At 70.9% G+C, this 26206-nt stretch carries 24 protein-coding genes and 1 riboswitch; of the genes, 10 read left to right on the top strand and 14 right to left on the bottom strand.

The window, feature by feature from the left end; all coding sequences use genetic code 11:
• Window positions 1–107: 107 nt before the first annotated feature.
• The gene (locus tag ACIHAA_RS15845; RefSeq protein ID WP_399817280.1) at window positions 108–872 is read left to right on the top strand and encodes a barstar family protein; all 765 of its coding nucleotides are present in this window, start codon (window positions 108–110) and stop codon (window positions 870–872) included.
• 25 nt (window positions 873–897) lie between these two features.
• Here ACIHAA_RS15845 and ACIHAA_RS15840 read toward each other — a convergent pair whose 3' ends face one another.
• A complete protein-coding gene (locus ACIHAA_RS15840; RefSeq protein ID WP_399817278.1) occupies window positions 898–2535 on the bottom strand; it encodes a hypothetical protein in 1638 nt (545 codons plus the stop codon).
• Window positions 2536–2638: 103 nt separating this feature from the next.
• A complete protein-coding gene (locus tag ACIHAA_RS15835) occupies window positions 2639–3874 on the bottom strand; it encodes a cytochrome P450 (protein ID WP_399817277.1) in 1236 nt (411 codons plus the stop codon).
• Window positions 3875–4129: 255 nt separating this feature from the next.
• Between ACIHAA_RS15835 and ACIHAA_RS15830 the strand changes: the two genes are divergently transcribed.
• Window positions 4130–5299, top strand: a complete 1170-nt coding sequence (locus ACIHAA_RS15830) for a steroid 3-ketoacyl-CoA thiolase (RefSeq protein ID WP_399817275.1) — start codon at window positions 4130–4132, stop codon at window positions 5297–5299.
• On the opposite strand, the gene ACIHAA_RS15825 is transcribed toward ACIHAA_RS15830, so the two are convergent.
• Both ACIHAA_RS15825 and ACIHAA_RS15820 read right to left on the bottom strand, forming a co-directional pair.
• The gene (locus tag ACIHAA_RS15825) at window positions 5283–5540 is read right to left on the bottom strand and encodes a DUF397 domain-containing protein (protein WP_399817273.1); all 258 of its coding nucleotides are present in this window, start codon (window positions 5538–5540) and stop codon (window positions 5283–5285) included. The two genes, ACIHAA_RS15830 and ACIHAA_RS15825, sit on opposite strands and share 17 nt — an antisense overlap.
• Window positions 5521–6348 (bottom strand): helix-turn-helix domain-containing protein, encoded by an 828-nt coding sequence (locus ACIHAA_RS15820; protein ID WP_399817272.1) that lies wholly within the window; start codon window positions 6346–6348, stop codon window positions 5521–5523. The genes ACIHAA_RS15825 and ACIHAA_RS15820 overlap by 20 nt, the downstream gene beginning before the upstream one ends.
• A gap of 146 nt (window positions 6349–6494) precedes the next feature.
• Between ACIHAA_RS15820 and ACIHAA_RS15815 the strand changes: the two genes are divergently transcribed.
• Entirely contained in the window at window positions 6495–6857 is a 363-nt protein-coding gene (locus ACIHAA_RS15815; protein WP_399817270.1) for an ATP-binding protein, read from the top strand.
• A 167-nt stretch (window positions 6858–7024) separates the two neighbouring features.
• Here the strand turns inward: ACIHAA_RS15815 and ACIHAA_RS15810 are convergent, their stop codons facing one another.
• The 3 genes from ACIHAA_RS15810 to ACIHAA_RS15800 all read right to left on the bottom strand — a co-directional run bounded on the left by ACIHAA_RS15810 (window position 7025) and on the right by ACIHAA_RS15800 (window position 10303).
• The gene (locus ACIHAA_RS15810) at window positions 7025–7579 is read right to left on the bottom strand and encodes a DoxX family protein (RefSeq protein ID WP_399817268.1); all 555 of its coding nucleotides are present in this window, start codon (window positions 7577–7579) and stop codon (window positions 7025–7027) included.
• A gap of 202 nt (window positions 7580–7781) precedes the next feature.
• The gene (locus tag ACIHAA_RS15805) at window positions 7782–8885 is read right to left on the bottom strand and encodes a SagB/ThcOx family dehydrogenase (protein WP_399817266.1); all 1104 of its coding nucleotides are present in this window, start codon (window positions 8883–8885) and stop codon (window positions 7782–7784) included.
• Between the two features lie 32 nt (window positions 8886–8917).
• Window positions 8918–10303 (bottom strand): radical SAM protein, encoded by a 1386-nt coding sequence (locus ACIHAA_RS15800; RefSeq protein ID WP_399817264.1) that lies wholly within the window; start codon window positions 10301–10303, stop codon window positions 8918–8920.
• Between the two features lie 497 nt (window positions 10304–10800).
• On the opposite strand from ACIHAA_RS15800, the gene ACIHAA_RS15795 reads away from it, so the two are divergent.
• Together ACIHAA_RS15795 and ACIHAA_RS15790 are read left to right on the top strand one after the other, a co-directional pair.
• Window positions 10801–11523: a BTAD domain-containing putative transcriptional regulator gene (locus ACIHAA_RS15795; protein ID WP_399817261.1), complete on the top strand. Its 723-nt coding sequence runs from the start codon at window positions 10801–10803 to the stop codon at window positions 11521–11523.
• Complete coding sequence (locus ACIHAA_RS15790) at window positions 11520–12872, top strand: MFS transporter (RefSeq protein ID WP_399817260.1); 1353 nt, start codon at window positions 11520–11522, stop codon at window positions 12870–12872. The genes ACIHAA_RS15795 and ACIHAA_RS15790 overlap by 4 nt, the downstream gene beginning before the upstream one ends.
• 56 nt (window positions 12873–12928) lie before the next feature.
• Here the strand turns inward: ACIHAA_RS15790 and ACIHAA_RS15785 are convergent, their stop codons facing one another.
• The 6 genes from ACIHAA_RS15785 to ACIHAA_RS15760 form a co-directional block, all read right to left on the bottom strand.
• Window positions 12929–13801, bottom strand: a complete 873-nt coding sequence (locus ACIHAA_RS15785) for an ECF transporter S component (RefSeq protein ID WP_399817439.1) — start codon at window positions 13799–13801, stop codon at window positions 12929–12931.
• 89 nt (window positions 13802–13890) lie between these two features.
• Window positions 13891–15522, bottom strand: coding sequence for an ABC transporter ATP-binding protein (locus ACIHAA_RS15780; protein WP_399817258.1), 1632 nt, complete (start codon window positions 15520–15522; stop codon window positions 13891–13893).
• Window positions 15519–16613, bottom strand: a complete 1095-nt coding sequence (locus tag ACIHAA_RS15775) for an energy-coupling factor transporter transmembrane component T (RefSeq protein WP_399817436.1) — start codon at window positions 16611–16613, stop codon at window positions 15519–15521. The genes ACIHAA_RS15780 and ACIHAA_RS15775 overlap by 4 nt, the downstream gene beginning before the upstream one ends.
• The gene (locus ACIHAA_RS15770; RefSeq protein ID WP_399817434.1) at window positions 16610–17302 is read right to left on the bottom strand and encodes an SCO2322 family protein; all 693 of its coding nucleotides are present in this window, start codon (window positions 17300–17302) and stop codon (window positions 16610–16612) included. The genes ACIHAA_RS15775 and ACIHAA_RS15770 overlap by 4 nt, the downstream gene beginning before the upstream one ends.
• Entirely contained in the window at window positions 17302–18516 is a 1215-nt protein-coding gene (locus tag ACIHAA_RS15765) for a prenyltransferase/squalene oxidase repeat-containing protein (protein WP_399817257.1), read from the bottom strand. The genes ACIHAA_RS15770 and ACIHAA_RS15765 overlap by 1 nt, the downstream gene beginning before the upstream one ends.
• Window positions 18517–18631: 115 nt before the next feature.
• Window positions 18632–18758, bottom strand: a riboswitch (cobalamin riboswitch).
• Between the two features lie 135 nt (window positions 18759–18893).
• Window positions 18894–19916: an MBL fold metallo-hydrolase gene (locus ACIHAA_RS15760; RefSeq protein ID WP_399817256.1), complete on the bottom strand. Its 1023-nt coding sequence runs from the start codon at window positions 19914–19916 to the stop codon at window positions 18894–18896.
• A gap of 177 nt (window positions 19917–20093) precedes the next feature.
• Between ACIHAA_RS15760 and ACIHAA_RS15755 the strand changes: the two genes are divergently transcribed.
• Window positions 20094–21554, top strand: coding sequence for an aldehyde dehydrogenase (locus tag ACIHAA_RS15755; protein WP_399817254.1), 1461 nt, complete (start codon window positions 20094–20096; stop codon window positions 21552–21554).
• Between the two features lie 3 nt (window positions 21555–21557).
• Entirely contained in the window at window positions 21558–21800 is a 243-nt protein-coding gene (locus ACIHAA_RS15750; protein ID WP_399817251.1) for a ferredoxin, read from the top strand.
• Between the two features lie 234 nt (window positions 21801–22034).
• Here ACIHAA_RS15750 and ACIHAA_RS15745 read toward each other — a convergent pair whose 3' ends face one another.
• Window positions 22035–22691, bottom strand: a complete 657-nt coding sequence (locus ACIHAA_RS15745; protein WP_399817249.1) for a TetR family transcriptional regulator — start codon at window positions 22689–22691, stop codon at window positions 22035–22037.
• A 215-nt stretch (window positions 22692–22906) separates the two neighbouring features.
• On the opposite strand from ACIHAA_RS15745, the gene ACIHAA_RS15740 reads away from it, so the two are divergent.
• Genes ACIHAA_RS15740 through ACIHAA_RS15730 form a run of 3 tightly spaced genes read left to right on the top strand, consistent with a single transcriptional unit; the run spans window position 22907 to window position 26204 of the window.
• Window positions 22907–24382, top strand: coding sequence for a glycosyltransferase family 4 protein (locus ACIHAA_RS15740; protein ID WP_399817247.1), 1476 nt, complete (start codon window positions 22907–22909; stop codon window positions 24380–24382).
• On the top strand, window positions 24376–25137 hold the full coding sequence (locus tag ACIHAA_RS15735; RefSeq protein WP_399817245.1) for a methyltransferase domain-containing protein: 762 nt from the start codon (window positions 24376–24378) through the stop codon (window positions 25135–25137). The genes ACIHAA_RS15740 and ACIHAA_RS15735 overlap by 7 nt, the downstream gene beginning before the upstream one ends.
• Window positions 25134–26204: a prenyltransferase gene (locus ACIHAA_RS15730; protein ID WP_399817243.1), complete on the top strand. Its 1071-nt coding sequence runs from the start codon at window positions 25134–25136 to the stop codon at window positions 26202–26204. The genes ACIHAA_RS15735 and ACIHAA_RS15730 overlap by 4 nt, the downstream gene beginning before the upstream one ends.
• The last annotated feature ends 2 nt before the right edge of the window (window positions 26205–26206 follow it).

Here is a 26206-nt window from a genome sequence, read left to right as displayed (position 1 = left end):
AAAATGCGGTCGGCCGCACCGGCCCCGGCCGGGTGGCTGCGGCTCGACGGGCGCCGTCATGTCCCGTCCGTGCCCGGGCGGACCCGACACACGATCGGTTGGATGGAATGAGCTCCCCATACCCGGAAGGCGTGCTGTTCCGGCTCGTCGACAAGGAGTCGCGGAATGTGCTGGTCGCCGCGGAGGACGTCCGGGGATTCTTCGTGGACCCCGACGAGGAGCCGCCGGAGACGGTCACGTTCGTGAGAGCGCACCGGATCGATCCGAAGGCCGGGAAGACCGAGCGCGCGGAATTCGAGGTCGTCGGCCGGGAGGGGAAGACTATCGGGGCGTATGACGTCGGGCGGGTGGCTGCCGTCCTTCGGCAGGCGTCCGGTTCCACCGATGCCACCCATGCCCGACCGGACGTGGAATACGCCCTGTTCGGCCATGTCTGCGAGTTCCCCGAGGCGGGGGAGATGTGGCGGAGATGGGCCGAAGGCGGGCCGATCGAGGCCGGTGAGTGGCGGCGGTACCCGGCAGGGGCCCAGAAGAGCTGGCTGCATGTCGTGCAGACCGCGTGGTTCTCCTCCGGCCGCCGGGCGACCCGGTACAGCCCGGTCGAGACGGCGGTGATCGAGGGCTCCGGCATCGTCACCAGGGCCGCCCTGTACTGCGCCGTGGGAGAAGCGGTCAACGGCCCGGGCGGTTACTTCGGATCCAACCTCGACGCGCTGCACGACTGCCTCCGGACCATGCGCCGAGACAGCGACCGCCCGCTGCGGGTGCTCTGGCGCGATTTCCCGGCCTCCCGCGAGGCCCTGGGGAGCGACTACACGGACGCGGTCCGCTCCGTGTTCCAGGAGTCCGGCGTCGAGGTCGAACGCGGCTGAGCCCCGCACCCACGCGCCGGACCGCTCAGCAGCCGCCGTCCTCCCCCGTGGAGCCGTACTCCGAGCTGATGCGGTAGGTGCCCGGGGCGGGGGCCGTCAGGCGGGTGAATTCTCCGGACGGGGTGAGGCAGGCGCCGGTGTCGGTGTGGAGCCAGGGGGAGTAGGCGATCCGTACGGTGACCGGGCCCGCGTGCGGGACGTGTACGTCCACCGTGGTGCTGGTGGTATTGAGGACCGTTGCGGGGGCGGTGGCCAGCGGGACGGCGTCCCGGACGCGGTAGACCCTCCAGTGGGCGTCCCGCCACACCGGCTCCAGCCAGTCGGGGCGGTGTTCGCGTACGAGCCTGGCCTCGTCCTCGGCGTAGCCGTCGGGCCTGCCCAGCGGCAGGACGACGAAGCCGACCGCCCAGCGGTCCAGCCACTGGCGGTAGGTGGCGGCCGAGAAGGTGCCGTCGTAGAAGAGGCGGCCGCGTTCCATGTCGAGCTGGCGGTTCCAGCCGCGGGCCAGGTTCAGGTGCGGGGCGAGGGCGGTGGCCTCGCGGTGGTTGCGGGCCGGGACGGCCTCCACCCTGGTCCGGTCCGCGCCCAGCCGCTCCAGGGCGCGCACCACCCCGCCGGTGTCCGCGGCCCAGGCGGGCACGGTGGTGGAGACCCGCAGATCGTCCGCGGTCTTGCGGCCCACCCAGGTGACGGAGAGGACCAGCGCGGCGACGAGGGCCACCCGCCGGGCACCCCGCAGCCGGGGCTCGGCCAGCAGCACCGCGAGCAGCACGGCCGGGGCGAACAGCTCCGCGAGCCGCTCGACGTTCGTGCCGACCGGTGAGGGGATCAGATACGCCAGCACGGTCCCGGCCGCGTAGACGACCCCGCTCCAGCGGGCGACCCGCCAGCCCCGCGGCGCCAGGGCCGTCACGGCCAGCCCCAGGAGCGCCGGCTGCCAGATGCGGTCCGCGGACATCAACTGCTCGCCGCGGAAGGGGAACAGCAGGGTGGTGGCCGCGACCACGGCGGCCGGGGGCGCCAGCAGCACCAGGGCCCGCCGCATGTCCCGTACGCACAGGAAGCCCGCGCCCACCACGGCCAGGAAGAGCCCGGCCACCGGGCTGGCCGCGGTGGAGAGCGCGGAGAGGGCCGCGGCGGGGGCGAGCCGCTGCCGTCCGGTCAGCAGGAGGCAGGCTGCCAGCCCGAGTGCGACACCCAGCGCGAAAGTGGTGCGGCCGGAGGCGACATCGCACCAGAGGGCCAGCGAGGCCAGCAGCGCCGGGCCGAGCGGTCTGCGCACTCCGGTGCGCTCGATGAGCACCGCGGCCAGCCAGGAGGAGGCCACCCCGGAGACCACGGTGACGGTACGCACGCCGAGGGCGGCCATCAGATACGGGGAGATCAGGCTGTAGTTGGCGGTGTGCATGCCGCCGTACCAGAAGAGGTTGTACGCCGACTCGCCGTGCTCGGCGGCGAACCGCGCCCATGCCTCCTGTGCCGCGAGGTCCCCTCCGCCGGTGGCGAGGAAGGCCCACCACACCGCGTACAGCGGCAGGGTGGCGAGGGTGGCGATCAGCGGTGTCCGATGCCGGGCCGCACGGCGGCGCAGCGACGGTCTCCCGGAAGCGGCGTCTCCCTCCGGTGCCTCGGTCCGGCCCGGTACGAGTACGGCAGGGATCACGGGTGCGCGCTTCCGTTCGAGTCTTCGAGGAGAGCCGGGGGTGGAGAGACGGTGCCTCTTGGAAGACGCGGAAGGGGGCCGGAGGGATGCGCGCCGTACGGCGTCAGTCTGTGGTTACTTGGAGTTCTTTTACGCCGTTGAGCCAGGCCGAGCGGAGGCGGCGGGGGGTGGTGACGGCGCGGAGGGTCGGCATGGTGTCGGCCAGGGCGTTGAAGATGAGGTCGATCTCCAGGACGGCCAGGGACTTGCCGAGGCAGAAGTGGGGGCCTCCGCCGCCGAAGCCGAGGTGGGGGTTGGGGTCCCGGGTGATGTCGAAGACGTCCGGGCGGTCGAAGACCTCGGGGTCGTGGTTGGCGGAGGAGTAGAAGAGGCCGACCCGGTCGCCCTCGGCTATCCGTCGGCCGCCGAGTTCGGTGTCCCGGGTCGCGGTGCGCTGGAAGGCGACCACCGGCGTGGCCCAGCGGACGATCTCCTCCGCGGTGGTGGAGGGGCGCTCCCGCCGGTAGAGGTCCCACTGCTCGGGGTGGGTGAGGAAGGCATGCATGCCGTGCGTGATGGCGTTGCGGGTGGTCTCGTTGCCCGCGACGGCGAGCAGCAGCACGAAGAAGCCGAACTCGTCCGTGGCGAGGTTGCCCTCGTCCTCCGCGGCCACCAGGGTGGTCACGATGTCCCCGGCCGGGCAGCGCTTGCGCTCGGCGGCCATGTTCATGGAGTAGGCGATGATCTCCGCGGCCGACTGGGTGCCGACCTCCTCCGTGATGGCGTACTCCGGGTCGTCGTAGGAGATCATCTTGTTCGACCAGTCGAAGATCTTTGTCCGGTCCTCCTGTGGGACGCCGATCAGTTCGGCGATGGCCTGGAGCGGCAGTTCGCACGCCACCCGGGTGACGAAGTCGAAGGAACCCTCCTGGGCCGCGGCCTGGTCCACGATGGCCCGGGCCCGGGCGCGCAGCCGCTCCTCCAGGGACCGGATGGCGCGCGGGGTGAAGCCGCGCTGCACGATCCGGCGCACCCGGGTGTGCTCCGGCGGGTCCATGTTGAGCATGATGAGCCGCTGGGCATCGATCGCTTCGCGCCGGATGTGCTCGTTGAAGCGGATGATCGCGGTGTTCCGGTACGAGGAGAAGATCTCGGGGTGCGTGGAGACATGGCGGACATCCGCGTGCCGGGTGACGGCCCAGTAGCCGTCGTCCGCGAAGCCTGCCGTACCCCGCCGCTGGGGGATCCAGCGGACCGGCTCCGCGCGGCGCAGCTCGGCGAACTCCGGCAGGGGCACACGGCGGTGCAGCACATCGGGGTCGGTGAAGTCGAACCCGTCGGGCAGCGCGGGACAGGGCATGGGGTCCCCACATTCTGACGGCCCATCAGGAATGTGGTGAAGGTAGTAAGGGGTGCCACAAGCCGCAAGAGGTGCCGCACGGCCAATTGCGGCGGAAGCGGGGGTGGTTCGCGAGCCGGGGGGTGCACGACCCTTGCGGCCCGACCGGCCCGGTCCGCAGACTGCACACAGAACTAGAACGCGTACTAGTTCTGCGCGGTGGGTGGGCCGGGACGTCCGCGCCGCGCGGGCGACCGAGGAGAGGACGAGCCCCCCATGGCCGCGGAACCCGTGATCGTCGAAGCCGTGCGCACCCCCATCGGCAAGCGCGGCGGCGCGCTCGCCCAGCTCCATCCCGCCTATCTCCTGGGCGAGACCTACCGCGAACTGCTGGGCCGCACCGGCATCCCCGCCGACTGCGTGGAGCAGATCGTGGGCGGAACGGTGACGCACGCCGGGGAGCAGTCCATGAACCCCGCGCGCACGGCCTGGCTGACCGTCGGCCTGCCCTACGAGACCGCGGCGACCACCGTCGACTGCCAGTGCGGCTCCTCCCAGCAGGCCGCGCACATGGTGGCCAACATGGTCGCCGCGGGCGTCATCGACGTGGGGATCAGCTGCGGTGTGGAGGCGATGTCACGCGTACCGCTCGGCTCGGGCTCCAAGCACGGCCCGGGCAGGCCCTTCCCGGACGAGTGGAACGTGGATCTGCCCAACCAGTTCGAGGCGGCCGAACGGATCGCCCGCCACCGCGGCCTGACCCGGGAGCAGGTGGACTCGCTCGGGCTGATCTCGCAGGAGCGCGCGGCGGCCGCCTGGTCCGAGGAGCGGTTCAAGCGGGAGACGTTCGCGGTGCAGGTGCCGACGACCGAGGAGGAGCAGCACGCCGGTCAGGGCATGTGGCGGCTGGTCGACCGGGACGAGGGCCTGCGCGACACCTCGATGGAGGCGCTGGCCGGGCTGAAGCCGGTCATGCCGACGGCCGTGCACACGGCGGGCAACTCCTCGCAGATCTCGGACGGCGCGGCGGCCCTGATGTGGGCGTCGAAGCGGATGGCGCGCGCCCTGAAGCTGCGCCCCCGGGCGCGGATCGTGGCGCAGGCGCTGGTGGGCGCGGACCCGCACTTCCATCTCGACGGCCCGATCGACGCGACCAAGGCGGTGCTGGGCAAGGCGGGAATGTCGCTCGGCGACATCGATCTGGTGGAGATCAACGAGGCGTTCGCGTCGGTGGTGCTGAGCTGGGCGCGGGTCTTCGACCAGGACCTGGAGAAGGTCAACGTGAACGGCGGTGCGATTGCGCTCGGGCACCCGGTCGGGGCGACCGGGGCCCGGCTCATCACCACGGCACTGCACGAACTGGAGCGTGCGGACAAGGAGTTCGCACTGATCACGATGTGCGCGGGCGGCGGACTCGCCACCGCCACGATCATCCAGCGTCTCTAGCCGCCCACGCCACGAACGCGGAGAAGGAGGACGGGGCGAGGGAGAGGGCCGGCCCGGCCGGGTTCTTGGAGTCGCGTACGGCGACGGTGGCACAGGGGGCTTCTGCGATTTCCACGCACTCCCCGCCCTGGTCGCTGCTGTACGAGGACTTGCGCCAGGCCAGTCCTCCGAGGGCGGCGCACTCTACGCAGTTGCCGCCCTGGTCGCTGCTGTAGCTGGACTTACGCCACTTGCTCTCCATAGCGGTCCTCCATCACGCGCCGGATCAACTCCGCCGAGTCTCTGAGGGACAGCGCGGCGGCTTGGAGATGATCGTAACGGAGTGAACAGTCCTTAACGGTCTGCGGGTTGGCGGTCGGGTGACCACTGCCGTAGCTCTCGGTATAGACGATGGTGGGGTCGTTCACGAAGCGATAGAGAGTGAACGAGCCTGTCAGTCCCGCGTGTGCTCCGGCTGAAAACGGCAGCACCTGTACGTTGATCCCGGGGTTGTCCTCGAACGTCAATAGGCGGGCCAGTTGGCCGGACATGGCTTCCGGGCCGCCAATCTCCTGGCGCAAGGCGGCCTCGCTGAGGACCATCCAGAGAACGGGCGGCTCCTTCTTGTCGAAGATGCGCTGGCGAGCCAGTCGTACGGCGGTGCGGTCGTCGAGGTCGGTCCGGTCGAGCGCGCCGAGTGTGGCACGTACATACGCCTCGGTCTGAAAGAGGCCGTGGACCATGCCCATCTGGAAGGTGAAGATCTCGATTGCCCGCGTCTCCAGCTCCGCAACCTGTTGAAACCACGCCGGAAGCTGGCTCCGTAGAACCAGCTGGACCAGCCGCGACAATAACCCGCCCGTGCCCAGCGCCGCGTCCACGCGTTCGCTGAACTCCAGGGTCGGCAGCTTGCGGGCCGTTTCGATCTGGCCGACCAGCGAGCCCGTGTAATTGATGATCTCGCCCAGTTGACGCTGGGTCAGGCCCGCGGCCTCCCGGTGACGGCGCAGCTCGAAGCCGTAGTAGTCGAGCGGTGAGGCGCCTGGGTCGAGGACGTTGATATGGGTCACGTAGAGCCCCCTCTCGCACAACACGGCCCACAGCGGCACCGGTTGTCTCTCATGTGTAGCGCAGCGTAGTGTCGCCAGGTCAGCCTTGTACCGTGAACGACTACATTCCCCCCGTCCTGTTAGATCCCCACCCCACCCAGTACCGCATGTGCCTCACCGTGGGTGAGCACTCCGCGCGGCACATCCGGCGTGTCGTCCGGTCGTTCCTACGTGAGTGGGAGCTGACGGAGCTGGCCGACGACGCCGAGCTGGGGGTGACCGAGCTGGTGGCCAATGTCGTACGCCATGTGCCGGACCGGCGGTGCACGGTCCTGGTGCAGCAGCGCGCGGCAGGGGTCCGGATCGAGGTGTCCGACGGCTTCGACGGGCTTCCGTCGCTCCGGAAGGACGTGCCCGAGGACGCGGAGGGCGGCCGGGGGCTTCTGCTGCTGGACGCGCTGGCCGACAAGTGGGGTGTGGAGCCGCACGCCGCGGGCGGCAAGACGGTGTGGTTCGAGTGCCGTAGATGAGCGGGCGGGGGCAGGTACGCCGAAGGCGGTGACCCCGGGCCGGGGTCACCGCCTTCGCGGTCAGGGGGCCGGGCCCTGTCAGTACCAGTGGTGGGCGGACCAGAAGTTCCACGCGGCGGCGGGGCTGCGGCTTCCCGTCGTAGGTGACCGCGGTCACGTGGGAGCCCTCACAGGAGCAGGGTGATCGCCGCGCCGATGCCGCCGAGGAGCAGGGCTGCGGCCGCGGGGAGCCAGCCGCCTCTGCTCCAGGGGAAGAAGCGGTCGAGGGAGTAGCGGCCGGGGCCGAGGGCGGCCACGGCGAGGGCGACGGCGGCGATGCAGACGTTGTACTCCACGCCGTCCTCCGTCACCCACAGGCCGTGCGCGGCGGTGACGGTCGCCATGGCGTTGATCATCACGCCGATCATCGCGGCCGCGGCGAGCGGGGTGAGCAGGCCCAGGGCGAAGCCGAGGCCGCCGAGCAGTTCGGAGAGGCCGCCGATCAGGGCGTAGAGCCTGCCGGGGTGGAAGCCGAGGGAGGAGAAGTACTGGCCGGTGGCCGTGAAGCCCGCGCCCCCGAAGATCCCGAAGAGCTTCTGGGCGCCGTGCCCGGCCAGGAAGAGTCCGAAGACCACTCTGAGGAGCAGGATTCCCCAGTCCCCGGCCCGGGTGTGCGGCCAGGGGGTGCGATGTGTCGCCGGTTCGCCGGGAACCGGCGAAGGCTCCGTGCTGCGCTGTGCCATCGGACTGCTCCGGGGTGGGAACGCCCGAAACGGGCGCGGGACCGCCCCTGCCGATCCTTCCGCACCCGGGGCGGCCGTGCACCTCGGTGGCGGCCGGGCGCCGGGGCAGTGCCGTGCAGCGCACCTGCGCGGAGGTCGCGTCGCCTGATCTCGTGCCGCAATCGCAAGGCCCGCCGAGACGCACTGAAACACTTCAGTGCAGTCAGGAGAGCGTCGGTCGTGTCGGTGCCCGGTATACGGCGGGCTGACCCTCGGGCGTTAATTCCGGAACTCCACAGCTCATGAAGAAGGTGGGGAATTCGCTGCTCCCTTCCAGTCGCAGGGCGTTCTCCACTTCGGTATCTCTGAAGCCGCCTGTTATAGCAGCGCCAAGTCCAAGAGCGGAGGCTGTCATGGAGAAAACCTGAACGAGATGCCCCACGTTGTGAAGCATGAGCTTGTAGGCGCGCGGGTGCGGGTACTTCCAGGCCATTCGTTCGGTCAGGGCAGTGGTGACCACTCCGAAAGAACTGGTGGTGAAGAATCCCTGATCATAAGTGAAGCGCTCCATTGCTGCTCTGCTCAGATCCGCTTCGACCGGAACAAGGCCGTGCCTGATCGTGTCGTAGCGGTACGTTCCTGCTTCGACGCCGTGGACGTTGAACACGGCTATGTAGAACTCTGCTTCGTGCCTGGCGCCACCTGAAGCGTAGGACTTCAGCTGTTGCACTCCCATAACCCCTGAATCCGCGAAGCGCATAGGAGCGAAGGAGTAGTGGAGCAGGGTGGCGAAATCATCAAGCCCTACCCTATCCTCCTTGAAATGCCGGTGCGTTCTTCTGTTTTCCAGGACAGAGCGGAATGGGACGTTCATTTCGGAGCGTACACGTGGAAGCAGGAGCACGGGTGTTTCAGGGTCTTCTTCGCGCACGTTCGGCGGTCTCACGCGTGAGGTGATGCGTGCCTCGTAGGCCTCCATCTCCTGGGAGGCGCCTCGCAAAAATGGGGCATCTTTCAGCTGGGTGTGAAAGTTCCATGCGTTCGCCCCCCACACATCCCATGGGTGGGGGGTCTGCGTCTTCTGCTCCGCTTCATCTGCCGGTAGGATGTATCCGGCTGAGATAAGTGTCTGTATTACTGACTGCGTCTGTTCGTGTGAGAGTTCGGGATGGCCGATGGTTAACTGGTCCTGCGGCTCTTGGAGCGCAAAGAGGATTTCCGCTACCTGCCTTTTTATGCGGAGTCGCCCCGGCATCCTGGGGGAGGTGAGATAGATCTTGCCCCGGTCGCACTGCAGCAGCAGGGGGCTGATTGCCTTGACTTTCATCACTCTCCTGTCGTGGGATTCATGGCGATCGGTCAGTCACCATCCGGCGTGAAGGCGCCGATCGGCTGAAGTCCGTACTCCTTTGCGGCAAGGGAGAGCCTGTCAGTGATATTGAACTTGATGCTGGGGCAGGGAACTTCGCCCTCGGCCCACAGTTTCGGGCAGCTCCCCCCGCAAGCCGGCAGCAACCAGCAAGTGGAGCAGGGGATTCCTCCGGAAGCCACGGAGTCGTTCCACGAGTCATAGGCACCCGCTGGCCGCAGATCGCCCAGCTGTAGATTATCGACGTGAGCGAGTCGACTTTCAGATTCCAGAGAAGGAACCAGGGGCTGTTCGGTGCAGGAAAACACATTGCCGTCTGTGAGGATGACCTCGCTGCCGGGTCCCACTGCACTGCAGGTCTTTGCCCTGACGCCTCCGGGAAGCAGAGTCGTCTGCAGCCCCAGGCGCTGCATGAGGGCGAGCCATTCAACCTCGCGCCGCAAATATTTATCCCGCCCTACGCGCCGCTTCTCCACGTCGTTTCCCCAGCTATGGATGGGCACGAGCTGGAAGATGACATTGCGCTTACCTGAAAAGCCGAGATCAGCCATCTCCTTCAAGTACTCATCGATGTAGTCGCAATTTTCGACGTCGATGTTGGTGCGTAACACAAATGACGCCGAATCCAGTTCCGGGTTCTGCGTGGCTTCCGCCAGAAGGCTGGTCAGGCGGCGATAGGACTTCGCGCCGCTCTTGAGGGGGCGGTGCGCATCATGAACACCTTCCGGCCCGTCAATGGTGATATTGAATCGCGTGACCGCACACTGATTCACCAGAGTATCCAGCTTCCGTGCGGTGAGCAGCGCTCCGTTGGTTACGATACTCGCTGTATATGAGACGGAACTTTCCGAGCAGAAAGAGATGATCTGCCTACTCATCTCCCGGATGGTGTTGTATGCCATCAACGGCTCGCCGCCGAACCAGCCCAGGTTGATCCGTTGCAACCCCTCGGATTGAGCAACGTTGCGAATCCGGCCGAGGACGGCCAGCCGGTGGCGGGTGTTCAGCGACTGTTTCCGGTGTTCCTGACCACAGTACTCGCAGCCCATGTTGCAATACGATGTGGGAAATAGAGTGAATGATCTCGTGCTTCTGTCGTTGGCGGCTATGTGCATTTTCTCGTAGTGCGCGCTGCGTGTTGCGTGCGTGTCGTCGGTGATGAGGCCCCGCCGGACAAGTGACTGGAGTGTCGTATCCGAGAGGCGTGTCGTATCAATTTCCTGCGTGCCCAGCAGTCGCGCGACGTCGGACGGGATCAGGAAGAGGGCTGTGCTGTCGGAGCGAGCTGCCGGAACGACTCGTTGGCCACGTGCGTTGACGAACTCCTCCGCTCCAAGGCGCATGAACGGCGAGGGGTGATAGGTGCGATTGTGCATGCCACATCCTTTTGGCCCGAAGAGAAGGAAACGGGGGTGCCGAAAAGATCGGCACCCCCGGGATCCGTGAAAGAGGTCAGCACACGCCGTTGCGGTCGAGGATCGTGAGAGTCTCGCCCTCGGTCTCGACGACCTCGATCAGCTCGCCATCCACCTGCTGAACCGTCAGCTCGTTGTTCATGTCCCCTCCAGAGTGTTCGGCTCGCACACGGCGTGCGAGCTGGTGGTGCCGGCTCCGAACGAGCCGACGAGAAGACGCTAGGAGCCGTACCGTATCGGCGCCGTCGCACTGGGCGCCCGCCGACGTAAGCCGGGCGTTATGTCCGCAGGTCAAAACTACTTCTCACCGATTTACAACGTGCCGGTCGGTCGTGTTCATGGTCGGCGCCGCAGGGGTGTGGCTTTTCGGCCAACCTTGATCAAACGGTCTTGTAGTGGCTGGAAAATTGATGCATCATGCCACGTTCTGCATGCGTTGTGAGATGGGGGAGAAAAGGGTGCTCAAGCTCGTCATGCTGTCCGACTTCATATGCCTTGACGGCGGATTTCCCGTGCCGTTAGGGCCGTCGCAAAAGAGACTCGTTGCTGCGGTCGCTGCGCACGAGGAGCCGCTCAGCCGGGACCGGCTGGCCAGCGACCTCTTTCCGGAGACACCACAGTGGCGAGCACGGGCCAGGCTCCGTCAGCTTGTGTTCAGGCTGCACGAGGCAACGGGGAAGCGTCTGCTCGATGTGCAACACGCGAGCATCGCTCTGGCCTCCGACGTGGAGGTGGACTACCACGCCGCTCTCGGAGTGCTGCGGGATGTACAACGCTGGCCACGAACCGCCACACGTCCACTCCCGGACGACTGGCAGGTCCTGCGCCGACCACTGCTGAGTGACATCGACGTTGCCTGCGTTGAGCCGATGCGCAATGAGTGGGACGTGCAGCGGGGTCAGGCGCTGGAGGCTATGGCGGAGACCCTGTTACGCCATGGCACGTACCTCGCGGCCGTCGAGGTCGGGGACGTCGCGGCCGAAGTCCACGAGTTCCGGGAAGCCCCGAGACGAATCGCGATCGAAGCCTGTCTGCGGGTAGGCGAGATCGCCGAGGCCCACATGCGGTTTCGACGCTATGAGCGCCTACTGGGCCGGGAGGTCGGTGTCTCGCCCAGTCCCGTCATTCCCGCCATGCTCCGGGCCTGGCAGTCCACGACGTCCCGGGCAGGTACCCGATGAAGAGCACGGGCACCGACGACATCAGTCAGCACCCACAGAGCCGCTCCCTTCGCCCCCTGACCGGCGTCCTGTCCGCACTGGCAGTGGCACTCACCTCATCACGCAGCTCGGCCGTCGCGCTGCCTTGGTATGTATTGACCCTCACGGGAAGTGCGGCCCAAACAGGCCTGGTGAGTTTCTGTCAGCTTCTTCCCTATGTCGCGGGCAAATTGCTTCTCGGCTCGGTGGTCGATCACGTCGGAGCGCGACGCGCTTCATGGGTTGCCGATGTCGTGAGCGCTTCTGCTCTGTGCACCGTACCCTTGCTGCACTGGGCCGACGGGCTGTCATTCCCCGTGCTCCTGGTCCTGGTCACCATCATCGGAGCCGCCCGCGCACCCGGAGATCTCGCGAAAGAAACCATGGTGCCCGAGGCCGCTGAACTTGCACGCGTGCCCCTGTCCCGCGCAACCGGTTTCTCCGGCACTATTCAGCAAGGAGCCGCGATCATCGGCCTGACCGGCGGGGGATGGCTCGTGGCAGCGGGTGGTCCCCAGGCGGCGTTAGGCATCAACGGGCTACTCTTCCTTGTCGGCTCATTGATCGTGGCCTTCATGATTCCCCGCCCTGCCAACGACGTGGGTAAATCATCTCCGGATGTGCAGAGCCCGGGGCCGGCATGGTGGCGCACATACCTCGCGAGCATGGCAGAAGGATTCCGCTTTCTGCGCGGAGATCACCTTCTGATGACGGCTATAGCTCTGCTCGCCTTGCTCGGACTGCTGGACACCGCCTTCTCCACTGTGCTGCTGCCTGTATGGGCCGAGGGCCACGGTCGTGGGGCGCAACTCGTGGGATCGCTCGGCGGCATACTGGCTGTTGCCGCGATCGTCGGCAGCGCCGTAGCCGCCGCGTTTGCCCACCGGCTGCCTCGCCGAGCCGTCTTTCTCGGCGCCCTTCTGATCGCTGGCGGCCCCAGGTTCCTCATCCTTGGCCTCGACGTACCCGTGAGCTGGGTGTTCGTCGTCATCGCGATCAGTGGTTTCGCAGAAGGCCTCCTCAACCCCGTCCTGGGAGCAGCGGTCCTGCAACGCATCCCCCGAGACATGCTCGGCCGAGTCGGAGGCATCGCGGACGCCATGGCATACGCGGGTATCCCCTTCGGTGGAATGCTCGCCGGGGTCCTGGTCGGAGCTTTCGGCGGCCCAGCAGTACTCCTCGCTGGCTCAGCTCTTTATTTCGCCGTCGTCCTGGTGAACATGATGTTCCGCGCCTGGAGGGAACTCGACACCGGCAAGCACGTGGACGAGCGTGTACAAGCCACTGCCGAGAGTCGTCCACGAGAGTCCGATACTGCCTGGGAGCAGTGAGCGCCGGGACCGTGACCGGCAGCGGCGGGCAGTATGTCGACCGGTGCCGTGGAGCCCTAAACCGACGGCGTCGGCCCGGCTCGTTCCGAAGCTGACCCCGGGTCTTCGGAGGAGGCCGGGCTGTCGAAGGCCACTGGGCTGTCGAAGGCTGCTCGGCGGGTTGCCCGGCGTAGGGCCTTGAGGACGGTCCGGCCGAGGAAGCAGGTCAGGACGACCGTCAGTACGGCGCGGCCCAGGTCCCAGCCCAGGGAGGTGGCCAGGCAGTAGGCGAGGAAGCGGGCCAGGTTGGCGGCGAGTCCGGCATGCGGGTCGTAGGCGATGTTCGAGGCCAGTGCGCCCATGAAGGGCCAGCCCGCCAGGTTCATCACCGTGCCGTAGGCGAACGACGCGAGGAAACCGTATGCGGCGAGCAGCGCCACCTCGCCCCGGCCCCGCCACCGGTCGGGGCCCGGCAGCAGTCCCGCGCCCAGGGTGAACCACCCCATGGCCAGCATCTGGAACGGCAGCCAGGGGCCGACACCGCCGGTCAGCAGCGCGGAGGCGAACATCGTCACATTGCCGAGCACAAAGCCGAAGCCGGGGCCGAGGACCCGGCCGCTCAGGACCATGAGGAAGAACATCGGCTCCAGGCCCGCGGTACCGGCGCCGATCGGCCGCAGCGCGGCGCCGGTCGCGGCGAGCACGCCCAGCATGGCCACGGCCTTCGGGCCGAGCCCCGACTCGGAGATCGCGGCCGCCACGACGGCGACGAGCAGCACCAGCAGACCGGCGAAGAGCCAGGGGGCGTCCTGGGCGTGCGCGCCGAGCCCGGAGGCGGGATCGGCGAACAGGGGCCAGGTGAAACCGGCGACCCCGACCGCGCTCACCAGCAGCAGCGCGACGACGGAACGGGGGCCGAGGCGGACGGGGCGTGCCTGCGCCACCGGCATCACCCCCACGCCGGTCGGTGCGGCGGCGGGGGCCGGGACGGCCGGTGGTGGCGTCGGGGTGGTCGTGGGCGGGTCCGGTTCGGGGTGGGTCATGCGGACAGGGCCTCCCTCACCTGGGCCACGGTGAGCCATGGCTGCGGGGCGAGGACCTTCGCGACCTGGGGGGCGAAGGAGGGGGAGGCGACGACCACCTCGGCGGCGGGGCCGTCGGCGACCACCTCGCCGTCCGCGAGGATCACCACGCGGTGGGCGAGTTCGGCGGCGAGTTCCACATCGTGGGTGGCCAGGACCAGGGAGTGGCCCTCGGCGACGAGACCGCGGAGCACGGTCACCAGACGGGCCTTCGCCGCGTAGTCCAGACCGCGCGTGGGCTCGTCCAGGAGCAGCAGCGGGGGGCGGGCCGTCAGGACGACGGCGAGCGCGAGGGCCAGCCGCTGGCCCTCCGACAGGTCCCTGGGGTGGGTGCCGTCGGCGACGCCCGGCAGCAGGTCGGACACCAGGGCCCGGCAGCTGCCCGGGGCGGCGCCCGCGTCCCGGTCGGCCGCCGCGCACTCGGCGGCCACCGTGTCCGCGTAGAGCAGGTCCCGGGGCTCCTGCGGTACGAGGCCCACGCGGCGCACCAGTTCGGGCGGCCTGGTGCGGTGCGGTACGGCGCCGCCGACCCGTACCCGGCCGCGGTCCGGTGCGAGGAGCCCGACCAGCGCGGCGAGCAGGGTGGACTTCCCGGCGCCGTTGCGTCCCATCAGGGCGACGGCCTCACCCGGGCCGACGGTGAGGTCGACCTGGCGCAGGGCCTCGACCCGGCCGCGGCGGACCGCCAGTCCCTCCACTACGGCGGTGGGAGCCTCGGGGCCGGGGGCCTCGGCCGTGGTCGTGGGGGCGGGGGGCTTCGTCGCGGGGGTCCGCGGGGCCAGTTGGTCGCGCAGGGCCCCCGCGCGGCGGCGGGCGTCGCGGATGGTCAGGGGGAGCGGGGACCAGCCGGCCAGGCGGCCGAGGGCCACCACCGGCGGGTACACCGGGGAGACCGCCATCACCTCCGCCGGGGTGCCGAGCACCGGGCGGGCGCCGGGGGCGGGCAGCAGGACGACCCGGTCGGCGTAGTGCACCACCCGCTCCAGGCGGTGTTCGGCCAGCAGGACCGTGGTGCCCAGGTCGTGGACCAGCCGTTGCAGCACGGCGAGGACCTCCTCGGCCGCCGCCGGGTCCAGCGCGGACGTCGGCTCGTCGAGCACCAGGACCCGCGGATGCGGGGTGAGCACCGAGCCGATCGCCACCCGCTGCCGCTGGCCGCCGGAGAGGGTGGCGATCGGCCGGTTGCGCAGACCGGTCAGTCCGAGCAGATCGAGGGTCTCCTCCACCCGCCGCCGCATCACCTCCGGGGCGAGCCCCAACGACTCCATTCCGTAGGCGAGTTCGTCCTCGACGGTGTCCGTGACGAAATGGGACAGCGGATCCTGCCCCACCGAGCCCACCACATCGGCGAGTTCGCGCGGCCGGTGCGCCCGGGTGTCGCGTCCGGCCACCGTGACCCGGCCGCGCAGGGTGCCGCCGGTGAAGTGCGGGACCAGTCCGTTCACCGCGCCGAGCACGGTCGACTTGCCGACCCCGGACGGGCCGACCAGCAGGGCGAGTTCGCCCTCGGGGACCTCGAAGCCGATGTCCCGCACCGCGGGCTCGGCGGCCCCGTCGTAGGTCACGGAGACATGCTCGAAGCGGATCACGGCGCCTCCTCGGGGGCGGGGGTGACGACGGCGGGCAGCAGACCGAGCAGCATCGCCGCCGCGGGCAGCAGCGGCAGTGCCGGTGCGGTCAGGGGGACGACACCGGGGTGCAGGGCGGCGGGGTCGTAGGCGGCCCAGACGGAGGGCAGGACGGCCGCGGCGATGCCGGAGCCCGCGACCAGCCAGGCCCGGGCGTCCCAGACGTCGGGGCGGTAGCGGGTGCGCGGGGAGCGGCGGCCGCCGAGCCGCAGACCGGCGAGGGCGGCGGCCAGACCGGCGAGCAGCACGGGCAGACCGTAGGCGGTGCCCTCCGCGGTCAGCAGACCGTAGGTGCCCGCGCAGACGCCCAGCAGCCCGCCCAGGGTGAGCGCGGTGGTGGTGCGGCGGACGGCGGGCGGTACCGCGGCGGTACGGCCGAAACCGCGCGCGTCCATCGCGGCGGCGAGCGCCACCGAACGCTCCAACGCGCCCTCCAGCACCGGCAGTCCGACCTGGAGCAGCCCCCGCAGCCCCCGGTCGGGCCGCCCGCGCAGCCGCCGGGCCGCGCGCAGCCGCCGTACGTCCGCCACGAGATGCGGGGCGAAGGTGAGTGCGACGACGACCGCCACGCCCGCCTCGTAGAGCGCGCCGGGAAGCGCCTTGAGCAGCCGGGCCGGGTTGGCGAGGGCGTTCGCGGCACCCACGCAGAGCAGCAGGGTGGCCAGCCGCAGACCGTCGTACAGGGCGAAGACCAGGCTCTCCGCGGTGACCCGGCCGCCCAGGCGGATGCCCTGCGCCCAGTGCGGGAGCGGGACTTCGGGCAGGGTGAACAGGGTGTGGGCGCCGGGGATCGGGGAGCCGAGGACGACGGTGAACAGCAGCCGGACGACGAGCACGGCGAGGCCGAGCCGGGCGAAGGCGGCGTAGGAACGCGACCAGGGGGCGCTGGTGCGGCGGGCCGCCACGACATACGCCGACACCGCGATCAGCAGGGCCAGCAGCAGCGGGTTGGTGGTGCGGGTGGCGGCGGTGGCCAGGCCCAGGGCCCACAGCCACCAGGCGCCCGGGTGCACGGCTCCCCGGCCGCGGCCGGGCCGGGACGCCACCGTCAGCCCCGGCGGCGGCGCGCCCGGGCCGCCGCCGCGATGCCCAGCACGGCCACCACGGCGACGCCTGTGCAGACGCCGACGGAGGGGCCGTGGTGCGCCGGGCCGTCCGCCCGGTCGCCGTCGTCCTTGCCCCCGGTCCGGCCGTGGTCCTGGCCCGAGGCCACCTGCTCGCCGCAGCCCTTGGCGGGGTAGCCCGCTATCGCACAGAGCAGGGCGTTGGTGTCGTAGCGCAGCGGGCCCGCGACCGCGGCCAGCGCGTCCGCGGTCGTCGCGTCCCCGGGCACCCGGGCGCAGACCGAGCGCGGGGCGGGCGGACGCTCACCGGAGGGGGCGTCCGCCGGGGTGCCGAAGTCGAGGACCAGGGCCACGCGCTTCTGGCCGCCGCGCGCGGGCGTCCCGGCGCAGATCGCCGCGAAGTCCGCGCGGCCGCGGGGCCTTGCGGCATCCGCGGAGTCCGCGCTCACCGCGAACCGGAAGCCCTGGACGTCACCGTCGGCGGGGCGGCTGGTCGAGGGGCCCTCGGTGGCGTACGTCCAGGGGGTGCCGCTGCGCTCCCAGAAGGACCAGTAGCGGTAGCCGACGGCCTGGGCACCGCCCGCGCTCCCCAGCAGTACGCACACCGTCAGGAGCAGGAGGAAGGGGAGGGCGAGGGGCCGGGCGGTGAAGGACGGGGCGCCCGTGCGGGCGCGGATCACGGCTGCTGCCGGTTGCGGCGGCCGCTGAGCAGGAAGCCGATGCCGATGCCCGCGACGAGGAAGACGCCGACGGTCCACCAGACACCGAAACCGGAGTCCGAGTCGCTCTTCTTCGACTTCTCCGCCTGCGCGGCGGCCTGCGGCGCCGGGCCCGTCGCGTTGAGCGCGGCGACCAGGTCGGTGCCGCCGAAGTGACGCGGGTCGCCGCCCGCCGCGTGCGCGGCGAGGATCAGCTCGGCGTACGCGGCGGGGCCGCTCTGCCGCGCCCACGGCCCGGCGTGGGACTCCAGCCAGCTCAGGGCGCCCGCCGCGCGCCCGGCCTGGCCGGCCGTGGCGAGGGCGACGACCGCGTCCGCGGTGTTGCCGTAGTCGGGCTGGTCCTTGGCGCCGGGCAGGGCCGACAGCAGATGCTGGTCCTTGGCCAGGGCCTTGAGGAGGTACGCGGCGCCGTTGCGCGCGGCGCCCTGCGGGTCGGTGGCCTTGGCGCACGCCGGGGCGGCACCGGCGGGCTTCGCGGCCTCCCCGGCCAGCCCCTTGCCGAGCGCGCCGGCCACGGCCGCGGCCGTCGCGTCCGCGTTGGCGGTGAGGGCGCCCTTCTTGTCGGGCTGGAAGGCGAAGGCGCCCGCCCCGTCGCCGTCGCAGGGGAGGGCCAGCTTCAGCAGCGCGTCGTAGGGGGAGCCGCCGCCCTTGCGGACGTCCTGCGGCCGGCCGCCCGTCGCCGTGAGGGCGCCGATCACCACGGACGTGGAGTTGGCGTCGCTCGCGCCTCCCGCGGTGTAGCCCCAGCCGCCGTCCTTGTTCTGCACGGACTTCAGCCAGGACACCGCCTTTGTGGTCGCGCCGTCGTGGCCGCCGAGCGCGGCGAGGGCCTGGACGGCCGCCGCGGTGCTGTTGGTGTCGACGGGCGTCTTGGCGTCGCAGGCGGCGGTGGGCTGCGCGCGGTAGGGGGCGAACGCGCCGTTCGCGCACTGCTGGCCGGTCAGCCAGTCCACCGCGGCTTCGGCGGGCTTCACCCCGGACGTGTGCTGGGCCAGCAGGGCGAGCGACTGGCGCCAGACGCCGTCGTAGGTGGGGTCGGTGGTGCCGTAGAGCCCGGACGGGTGGGACGCCGGGGCGGACGGGGAGGGGGAGGCGGCGAAGGCCGAGGTGGCGGGTGCCCCGGCTACGGCGGCTATGGCGGCGACCACCGCGGCGCTACGGCGAACGATCATGATCGGGGGTGCCTCTCCCTTGGCGTCCGGGAGCAGGCAGCACGGGGCACTTCCCCCGGGCGGCTCGGCTCCGTGGACCTCGACGGTGCGGGCACCGGCGGGCTGCCGGTGCGTGAGCCGGTCACGGCCCGTACGCGGCATCCCGGCTCGCCCCCCGGGGAGGCTCACGGTTGCGGGTCAGCGCCGGATTCGCACCGGCTTTCCCTCGTACGGATGTGAGGACGACCCGGCTACTGTACCCGCCGGTGGGAAGGGTCCCCGGTGGCCCGTGGAGGGAACAGGACGCGGGGGTTCCGGGGCGGGTGCGAGGGGTCCGGGGTGGGCCGCGGGACGCGGGGGTTCCTGCCGCCGGTCGCGTGCGTCGCCGGGCCCGGGGCCTACGCGGCCGTATACGCCACCGGCCCGGTCCCCGGTACCGGCTCCGCCCGGCCCAGCTTCACCAGTCGGCGGAGATGGGCCTCCGCCTCGAAGACCGCGATGGTGCGGGAGCCGTGGGGGAGCCGCGACCAGGGGCGGTTCCATGTCATGCGCTCGGCGAGTCCCCAGGGGGTCAGCGGGGTGTTGAGGAGGGCGCGCAGGGCGGTCAGCCGCTCCTCGTGGTGGGCCAGCAGCTCCCGGACCCGGGCGGGCGCGTCGGTGAAGGGGTGCTGGTGGGCCGGGAGCACCTCGGCGGGCTCGAGGCGGCCGACGCGTTCCAGTGAGTCCAGGTAGTCGCCGAGCGGGTCGGCGGCCGCGGTGGTGTCGTCCGGGTCCTCGTACAGGCCGATGTGCGGGGTGATTCCGGGCAGCAGATGATCCCCGGAGAACAGGCGGCCCCGGCCCGGGAGCCCGGCCGGGTGCTCCTCCTCCAGGTGGAGGCAGACATGACCGGGCGTGTGCCCGGGGGTCCAGATCGCGCGCAGCCGCCGCCCCGGGAGGTCGAGCAGCTCACCGGGGACGATCGCGCGGTCGGGCAGGGCGGGGGAGAAGCCGGGCAGCGGGCGCGGTGCCCGCAGCGGTGCGAGATGCTCCTCGGGGGCGCCCGCGGCCGCGAGCCGGGCGCGCAGAAAGCCGAACCAGTGCGCCGGTTGCGTGCGTTGGGCGCTCCGGACCACCGCGGTGTCCGCCGGGTGCATCGCGATCCAGGCGCCGGAGGCCTCCCGGACCCGGCCCGAGAGGCCGTGGTGGTCGGGATGGTGATGGGTGATCACCACCCCGTGGACCTCCGCGACCGTGGTGCCGCAGGCGGCCAGTCCCTCGGTCAGGGCGTCCCAGGAGAGTGGGTCGTCCCAGCCCGTGTCGATCAGCACCGGGCCGCGGCCGGTGTCCACGACGTGGACCAGGGTGTGGCCGAGGGGGTTGTCCGGGATGGGAACCCGGAGGGACCGTACGCCCCCGCCGTGATCGGCCGTCCGCGCCATGGTGCCCCCCGTCGCCGTCCGCCGGTACCCGTCCCCCGCCCGTGGACTCCGTCGGCGGGAACTGGTAACACTGCCGGTGTCGACCATATCTGATGCTCCATCAGGTGCGAGGGTCGGGAACGTCGAGACCATGCAGGGTGATGGGGCATCGGCAACAGTCCGGGGAGGCAGTCGGCCATGACCGATCTCGTGGAGCACGGACAGCTGTTCATCGGCGGGGAGTTGACCGATCCCCTGGGCAAGGACGTCATCGAGGTGGTCTCCCCGCACACCGAGGAACTCCTCGGGCGGGTGCCGGGCGCCTCGCGCGGGGACGTCGACCGGGCCGTCGCCGCCGCTCGCCGCGCCTTCGACGAAGGGCCCTGGCCCCGGGCGACGCCCGACGAGCGGATCGCGGTGGTGACCAGGATCAAGGACGGGATCGCCGCGCGCCACGAGGAACTGGCCCGGCTGATCTCCGCCGAGAACGGCTCCCCGTACTCCTGGAGCGTCCTCGCGCAGGCGCTCGGCGCGATGATGGTCTGGGACGCGGCCGTCACCGTTGCCCGGGACCACCCCCGCGAGGAGCGGCGGAACGGCGTCCTCGGGAAGATCCTGGTGCGGCGCGAGCCGGTCGGGGTGGTGGCGGCCGTCGTGCCGTGGAACGTCCCGCAGTTCACCGCCGCCGCCAAGCTCGCGCCCGCGCTGCTCGCGGGCTGCACGGTGGTGCTCAAGCCGTCGCCCGAGGCCCCCCTCGACGCCTATGTCCTCGGGGAGATCGCCCGCGAGGCCGGGCTGCCGGACGGTGTGCTGTCGATCCTGCCCGCGGACCGCGAGGTGAGCGAGTACCTCGTCGGGCACCCCGGCGTTGACCGGGTGTCCTTCACCGGTTCGGTGGCGGCCGGGAAGCGTGTGATGGAGGTCGCCGCACGGAATCTGACCCGGGTGACCCTGGAACTGGGCGGCAAGTCGGCGGCCGTGGTGCTGCCCGACGCGGACCTCGCGGCCACCGTGGCGGGGATCGTCCCGGCCGCCTGGATGAACAACGGGCAGGCGTGTGTCGCCCAGACCCGGATCCTGCTGCCCCGCTCGCGCTACGACGAGTTCGCCGACGCCTTCGCCGCCGCCGCGGCCGCCCTGGTGGTCGGCGACCCGCTCGACCCGGCCACCCAGGTCGGCCCGCTGGTGACCGAACGCCAGCGGCGGCGCAGCCTCGACTACATCCGGACCGGCCAGGAGGAGGGCGCCAAGCTCCTCGTGGGCGGGGGACGGCCCGCGTCCCGGGACCGCGGCTGGTATGTGGAGCCGACCCTCTTCGGCGAGGTCGGCAACGGCATGCGCATCGCCCGCGAGGAGATCTTCGGCCCCGTCGTCTGCCTGCTGCCGTACGGCGACGAGAGCGAGGCCGTGCGGATCGCCAACGACTCCGACTACGGGCTGAGCGGCAGCGTGTGGACCGCGGACGTCGAGCACGGCATCGGGATCGCCCGGCAGGTGCGGACCGGCTCGTACTCGGTGAACACCTTCAGCCTCGACATGCTGGGCCCCTTCGGCGGCCGCAAGAACTCCGGGCTCGGCAGGGAGTTCGGGCCGGAGGGCCACGACGAGTTCCTGGAGTACCAGACGGTCCATCTGCCCTCCGGGTACGAGGAGGCGTAGGGCATGGGCGACCGCTGGCACATCGAGGTCGACCGCACCCTCTGCATCGGGTCCACCCAGTGCGTGCACCGGGCCCCCGGCGCCTTCCGCCTCGACTCCGCCCGGCAGTCCCACCCCGTCGCGCCGGACGCGGACGCGGGGGAGCCGGTCCTCGACGCGGCGGAGAACTGCCCGGTGGAGGCGATCGCGATCACGCTGGCCGGGACCGGGGAGGCGGTGTTCCCGCCGGACGATCAAGGGGCCTGAGAGGGTGGGGCGCTTTGTCCGTAAATGCCCAAAGAATCTTGATCTGGGGTCTTCCATCCGGAGGAGCGGTGATTACACTGAAAAGTGCCTACGGGATGAGTGAAGGTGCTCAACCGGAGTAGCCGACTTCGGCGTGAAGTTTTGATTTCCGCTTGGGCCGACATCGACGGTCGAGCAGGGCGTTGGAAGATCGAGAGATCGGACAACGGTCGGAACTCGTCTCGTAGGTCATTTTCATGCCCCGGGATCCCCGGATGCCGCCGGTTCCGTGAGGTCGATCAGGCGGCACACCGTCTCGATGTCGATCCTGACCTGGGCGATCGACGCCCGGCCGGACAGCCAGGTGATCAGCGCCGAGTGCCAGGTGTGCTCGATCACCCGCACCGCGGCCAGCTGCTCGGGACCCGGATCCGCGATCCCCGTCGCGTCCAGGATGATCGCCGTCGTCTGCCGGGACACCTGGTCCACCTCCGGCGAGACACTGCGGTCCGCGAAGGTCAGCGCACGGACCATGGCGTCGGCGAGATGCGGCTCGCGCTGCAACGCCCGGAAGGCGCGCATCAGGGTCTCCGCCACCCGCTCGGCGGCCGTCCGCCCGGCCGGGGGCTTCTTCCCGAGGGTGCGGTGCAACTGCTCCAGCTGGTCCTGCATGGTCGCGACCAGCAGATGCACCTTCGACGGGAAGTAGCGGTACAGCGTGCCCAGGGCCACCTGGGAGGACTCCGCGACTTCCCGCATCTGCACCGCGTCGAAACCGCCCCGCCCGGCCAGCTGTGCGCTCGCGTGCAGGATCCGGCGCCGACGCGCCTCCTGGCGCTCGGTGAGCGGCGGCGAGGCCGGCTGCGCCGCCGGTCGCGCGGTACTGGATGGCACCTTGGCTTCCGCTGGCATGGGTCCCGTTCCGTGTTCCGTGACAGTCGGTGAGGGCGAGTGACCGCACAGGACGGCAGGGCTCCGCGCCGTGGCGCGAATCACCTGATCCACCGCTCACTCGGCCCTTACCTGCCGGTAGATTCAGAGCCTCTTCAACGATCAAGTCTGAAACTTGTTCTAGGTTACCGTCCCGTCGTAGTCTCGCGGGAAATAGCAGGGAGAAGGGGCCGGGAGTGACCGCTGAGGCCAGGCTGGCAGGCCCCCAGGAGGGCTCGGCAGCGGACGGGGAACGCCCGCTGCGCATCGCCCTCCTGACGTACAAGGGAAACCCGTTCTGCGGCGGCCAGGGCGTCTACGTCCGGCACCTCTCCCGTGAGCTGGCCCGGCTCGGCCACCGGGTCGAGGTCATCGGCGCCCAGCCCTACCCCGTGCTCGACGAGGGCGAGGACCTGCACGGCCTGTCCCTCACGGAACTCCCCAGCCTCGACCTGTACCGCCAGCCCGACCCCTTCCGCACCCCGCGGCGCGAGGAGTTCCGGGACTGGATCGACGCCGTCGAGGTCGGCACCATGTGGACCGGCGGCTTCCCCGAACCGCTGACCTTCTCGCTGCGCGCCCGCCGCCATCTGCGCGCCCGCCGCGGCGACTTCGACGTGGTCCACGACAACCAGACCCTCGGCTACGGCCTGCTGGGCGACGTCGGCGCGCCGCTGGTCACCACGATCCACCACCCCATCACCGTGGACCGGCAGTTGGAGCTGGACGCGGCCGGGGGATGGCGGCGGCGGGCGTCCGTCCGGCGCTGGTACGCCTTCACCCGGATGCAGAAGCGGGTCGCGCGGCGGCTGCCCTCGGTGCTCACCGTGTCCGGCACCTCCCGCCAGGAGATCGTGGACCATCTGCGCGTCGAGGCGGACCGCGTCCATGTCGTGCACATCGGCGCCGACACCGACCTCTTCTCGCCGGATTCCTCGGTGCCGCAGGTGCCGGGCCGGATCGTGACCACCTCCAGCGCGGATGTGCCGCTCAAGGGGCTCGTCTTCCTGATCGAGGCGCTCGCCAAGGTGCGCACCGAGCACCCCGGGGCGCATCTCGTCGTCGTCGGCAAGCGCGCCGAGGACGGCCCGGTCGCCCAGGCGATCGAGCGGTACGGGCTCGACGGCGCCGTCGAGTTCGTCAAGGGCATCTCCGACGCGGAACTGGTCGACCTGGTCCGCTCGGCCGAAGTGGCCTGCGTGCCCTCGCTGTACGAGGGCTTCTCGCTGCCCGCGGCCGAGGCGATGGCCACCGGCACCCCGCTGGTCGCCACCACCGGCGGCGCCATACCGGAGGTCGCCGGGCCCGACCGCGAGACCTGCCTCGCGGTGCCGCCCGGTGACGCGGGTGCGCTGGCCGCCGCCCTGAACCGGCTGCTCGGCGACCCGCGGCTCCGGGCCCGGCTGGGCGCGGCGGGCCGGGAACGGGTGCTGCGCCGCTTCACCTGGGCCAGGGCCGCGGAGGGCACGGTGGCGCGGTACCGCGAGGCGATCGCCGCCGCTCCCCGCGCTCTCGCGTCCCCCGGGCGCGCCCCGGGCGGGCCCCCGGCCGCGGCCGGAGGGACGGCGCCGTCCGCCGCCCGGGCCGCCGCGGGCGGTGCCGCCGCCGTCGGGGCGGCCGCCGCACGAGTGACCGACGTCGATTCCAACCGCGAAAGCAGGGCCACGTGCTGACCGTCGACTTCTCCCGGTTCCCGCTCGCCCCCGGCGACCGTGTCCTGGACCTCGGCTGCGGTGCCGGACGGCACGCCTTCGAGTGCTACCGGCGCGGCGCACAGGTGGTGGCCCTGGACCGCAACGCCGAGGAGATCCGCGAGGTTGCCACCTGGTTCGCGGCGATGAAGGAGGCCGGTGAGGCCCCCGCGGGAGCCACCGCGACCGCCATGGAGGGCGACGCCCTCGCCCTGCCCTTCCCCGACGCCTCCTTCGACGTCGTGATCATCTCCGAGGTCATGGAGCACATCCCGGACGACAAGGGCGTCCTGGCGGAGATGGTCCGGGTGCTCAAGCCGGGCGGCCGGATCGCCATCACCGTGCCGCGCTACGGCCCCGAGAAGGTCTGCTGGGCCCTGTCCGACGCCTACCACGAGGTGGAGGGCGGCCACATCCGCATCTACCGGGCCGACGAACTGCTCGCCAAGATGCGGGAGGCGGGCCTGAAGCCGTACGGCACCCACCACGCGCACGGACTGCACTCGCCCTACTGGTGGCTGAAGTGCGCCTTCGGCGTGGACAACGACAAGGCGCTGCCGGTGCGCGCGTACCACAAGCTCCTCGTCTGGGACATCATGAAGAAGCCGCTCGCCACCCGGCTCGCCGAACAGGCCCTGAACCCGCTGATCGGCAAGAGCTTCGTGGCCTACGCGACCAAGCCGCACCTGCCCGGCGACGCCCGGCCCGCCGAGTCCTTCGAGGCGGCCGCCCAGTGACCACCCCCCGGACGGAACACCTCGTCCTGCCCGGGGTCCTCACCGCCGAGCAGGCCGCCGCGACCGTCGGCGGAATCCTCGCCGTACAGCGGGAGGACGGCGCCATCCCGTGGTTCCGCGGCCACCACCTCGACCCCTGGGACCATGTCGAGGCCGCCATGGCGCTCGACGCGGCCGGGGAGCACACGGCGGCCGAGCGGGCCTACCTCTGGCTGTCCCGGCACCAGAACGAGGACGGCTCCTGGTACGCGGCCTACGCCGACGGCGACCCGGAGCACATCACCGACCACGGCCGCGAGACCAACTTCGTCGCCTATGTGGCCGTAGGCGTCTGGCACCACTATCTGGCCACCGGGGACGACACGTTCCTCGACCGGATGTGGCCCACCGTGTACTCCGCCGTGGAGTTCGTACTCGGACTCCAGCAGCCCGGCGGGCAGGTCGGCTGGAAGCGCGACGAGGACGGCACGGACACCGCGGACGCGCTGCTGACCGGCAGCTCCTCCGTCCACCACGCGCTGCGCTGCGCCCTGGCGATCGCCGAGCAGCGCGAGGAGCCGCAGCCGGACTGGGAGTTGGCGGTCGGCGCGCTGCGGCACGCCCTGCGCCGGCACCCGGAGCGGTTCCTCGACAAGGGCCGCTACTCGATGGACTGGTACTACCCCGTCCTCGGCGGCGCCCTGACCGGTGCGGAGGCCAAGGAGCGCATCGAGGGGGACTGGGACCGCTTCGTGGTACCCGGCCTCGGGGTGCGCTGCGTGGTGCCCAACCCGTGGGTGACCGGGGGCGAGTCGGCCGAACTCGCCCTGGCCCTGTGGGCGATGGGCGAGTCCGACCGGGCTCTGGAGATCCTCCAGTCCATCCAGCATCTGAGGGACCCGGAGTCGGGCCTGTACTGGACGGGCTATGTCTTCGAGGACGAGGCGATCTGGCCGCAGGAACTCACCGCCTGGACCGCGGGTTCGCTGCTGCTGGCTGTGGCGGCGCTCGGCGGCGACGAGCCGACCTGCGCGGTCTTCGGCGGCGACCGCCTGCCCCGGGGACTGGATCCCGACTGCTGCGACTAGGA

Source organism: Streptomyces sp. NPDC052040 (assembly GCF_044548405.1).
Classification (GTDB): domain Bacteria; phylum Actinomycetota; class Actinomycetes; order Streptomycetales; family Streptomycetaceae; genus Streptomyces.
The sequence above is the reverse complement of the archived record's forward strand: the minus strand, read 5'-3'. Positions and strand labels throughout refer to the sequence as shown.

What these genes read in the sequence shown, in the direction of transcription:
- ACIHAA_RS15760 (WP_399817256.1), bottom strand. Translation starts at nt 19,916, where the DNA reads ATGGCGCGGACGGCCGATCACGGCGGGGGCGTACGGTCCCTCCGGGTT.
- ACIHAA_RS15745 (WP_399817249.1), bottom strand. Translation starts at nt 22,691, where the DNA reads ATGCCAGCGGAAGCCAAGGTGCCATCCAGTACCGCGCGACCGGCGGCG.
- ACIHAA_RS15755 (WP_399817254.1), top strand. Translation starts at nt 20,094, where the DNA reads ATGACCGATCTCGTGGAGCACGGACAGCTGTTCATCGGCGGGGAGTTG.
- ACIHAA_RS15765 (WP_399817257.1), bottom strand. Translation starts at nt 18,516, where the DNA reads ATGATCGTTCGCCGTAGCGCCGCGGTGGTCGCCGCCATAGCCGCCGTA.
- ACIHAA_RS15750 (WP_399817251.1), top strand. Translation starts at nt 21,558, where the DNA reads ATGGGCGACCGCTGGCACATCGAGGTCGACCGCACCCTCTGCATCGGG.
- ACIHAA_RS15805 (WP_399817266.1), bottom strand. Translation starts at nt 8,885, where the DNA reads ATGAAAGTCAAGGCAATCAGCCCCCTGCTGCTGCAGTGCGACCGGGGC.
- ACIHAA_RS15785 (WP_399817439.1), bottom strand. Translation starts at nt 13,801, where the DNA reads ATGCCGGTGGCGCAGGCACGCCCCGTCCGCCTCGGCCCCCGTTCCGTC.
- ACIHAA_RS15790 (WP_399817260.1), top strand. Translation starts at nt 11,520, where the DNA reads ATGAAGAGCACGGGCACCGACGACATCAGTCAGCACCCACAGAGCCGC.
- ACIHAA_RS15830 (WP_399817275.1), top strand. Translation starts at nt 4,130, where the DNA reads ATGGCCGCGGAACCCGTGATCGTCGAAGCCGTGCGCACCCCCATCGGC.
- ACIHAA_RS15800 (WP_399817264.1), bottom strand. Translation starts at nt 10,303, where the DNA reads ATGCACAATCGCACCTATCACCCCTCGCCGTTCATGCGCCTTGGAGCG.
- ACIHAA_RS15815 (WP_399817270.1), top strand. Translation starts at nt 6,495, where the DNA reads ATGTGCCTCACCGTGGGTGAGCACTCCGCGCGGCACATCCGGCGTGTC.
- ACIHAA_RS15845 (WP_399817280.1), top strand. Translation starts at nt 108, where the DNA reads ATGAGCTCCCCATACCCGGAAGGCGTGCTGTTCCGGCTCGTCGACAAG.
- ACIHAA_RS15825 (WP_399817273.1), bottom strand. Translation starts at nt 5,540, where the DNA reads ATGGAGAGCAAGTGGCGTAAGTCCAGCTACAGCAGCGACCAGGGCGGC.
- ACIHAA_RS15835 (WP_399817277.1), bottom strand. Translation starts at nt 3,874, where the DNA reads ATGCCCTGTCCCGCGCTGCCCGACGGGTTCGACTTCACCGACCCCGAT.
- ACIHAA_RS15810 (WP_399817268.1), bottom strand. Translation starts at nt 7,579, where the DNA reads ATGGCACAGCGCAGCACGGAGCCTTCGCCGGTTCCCGGCGAACCGGCG.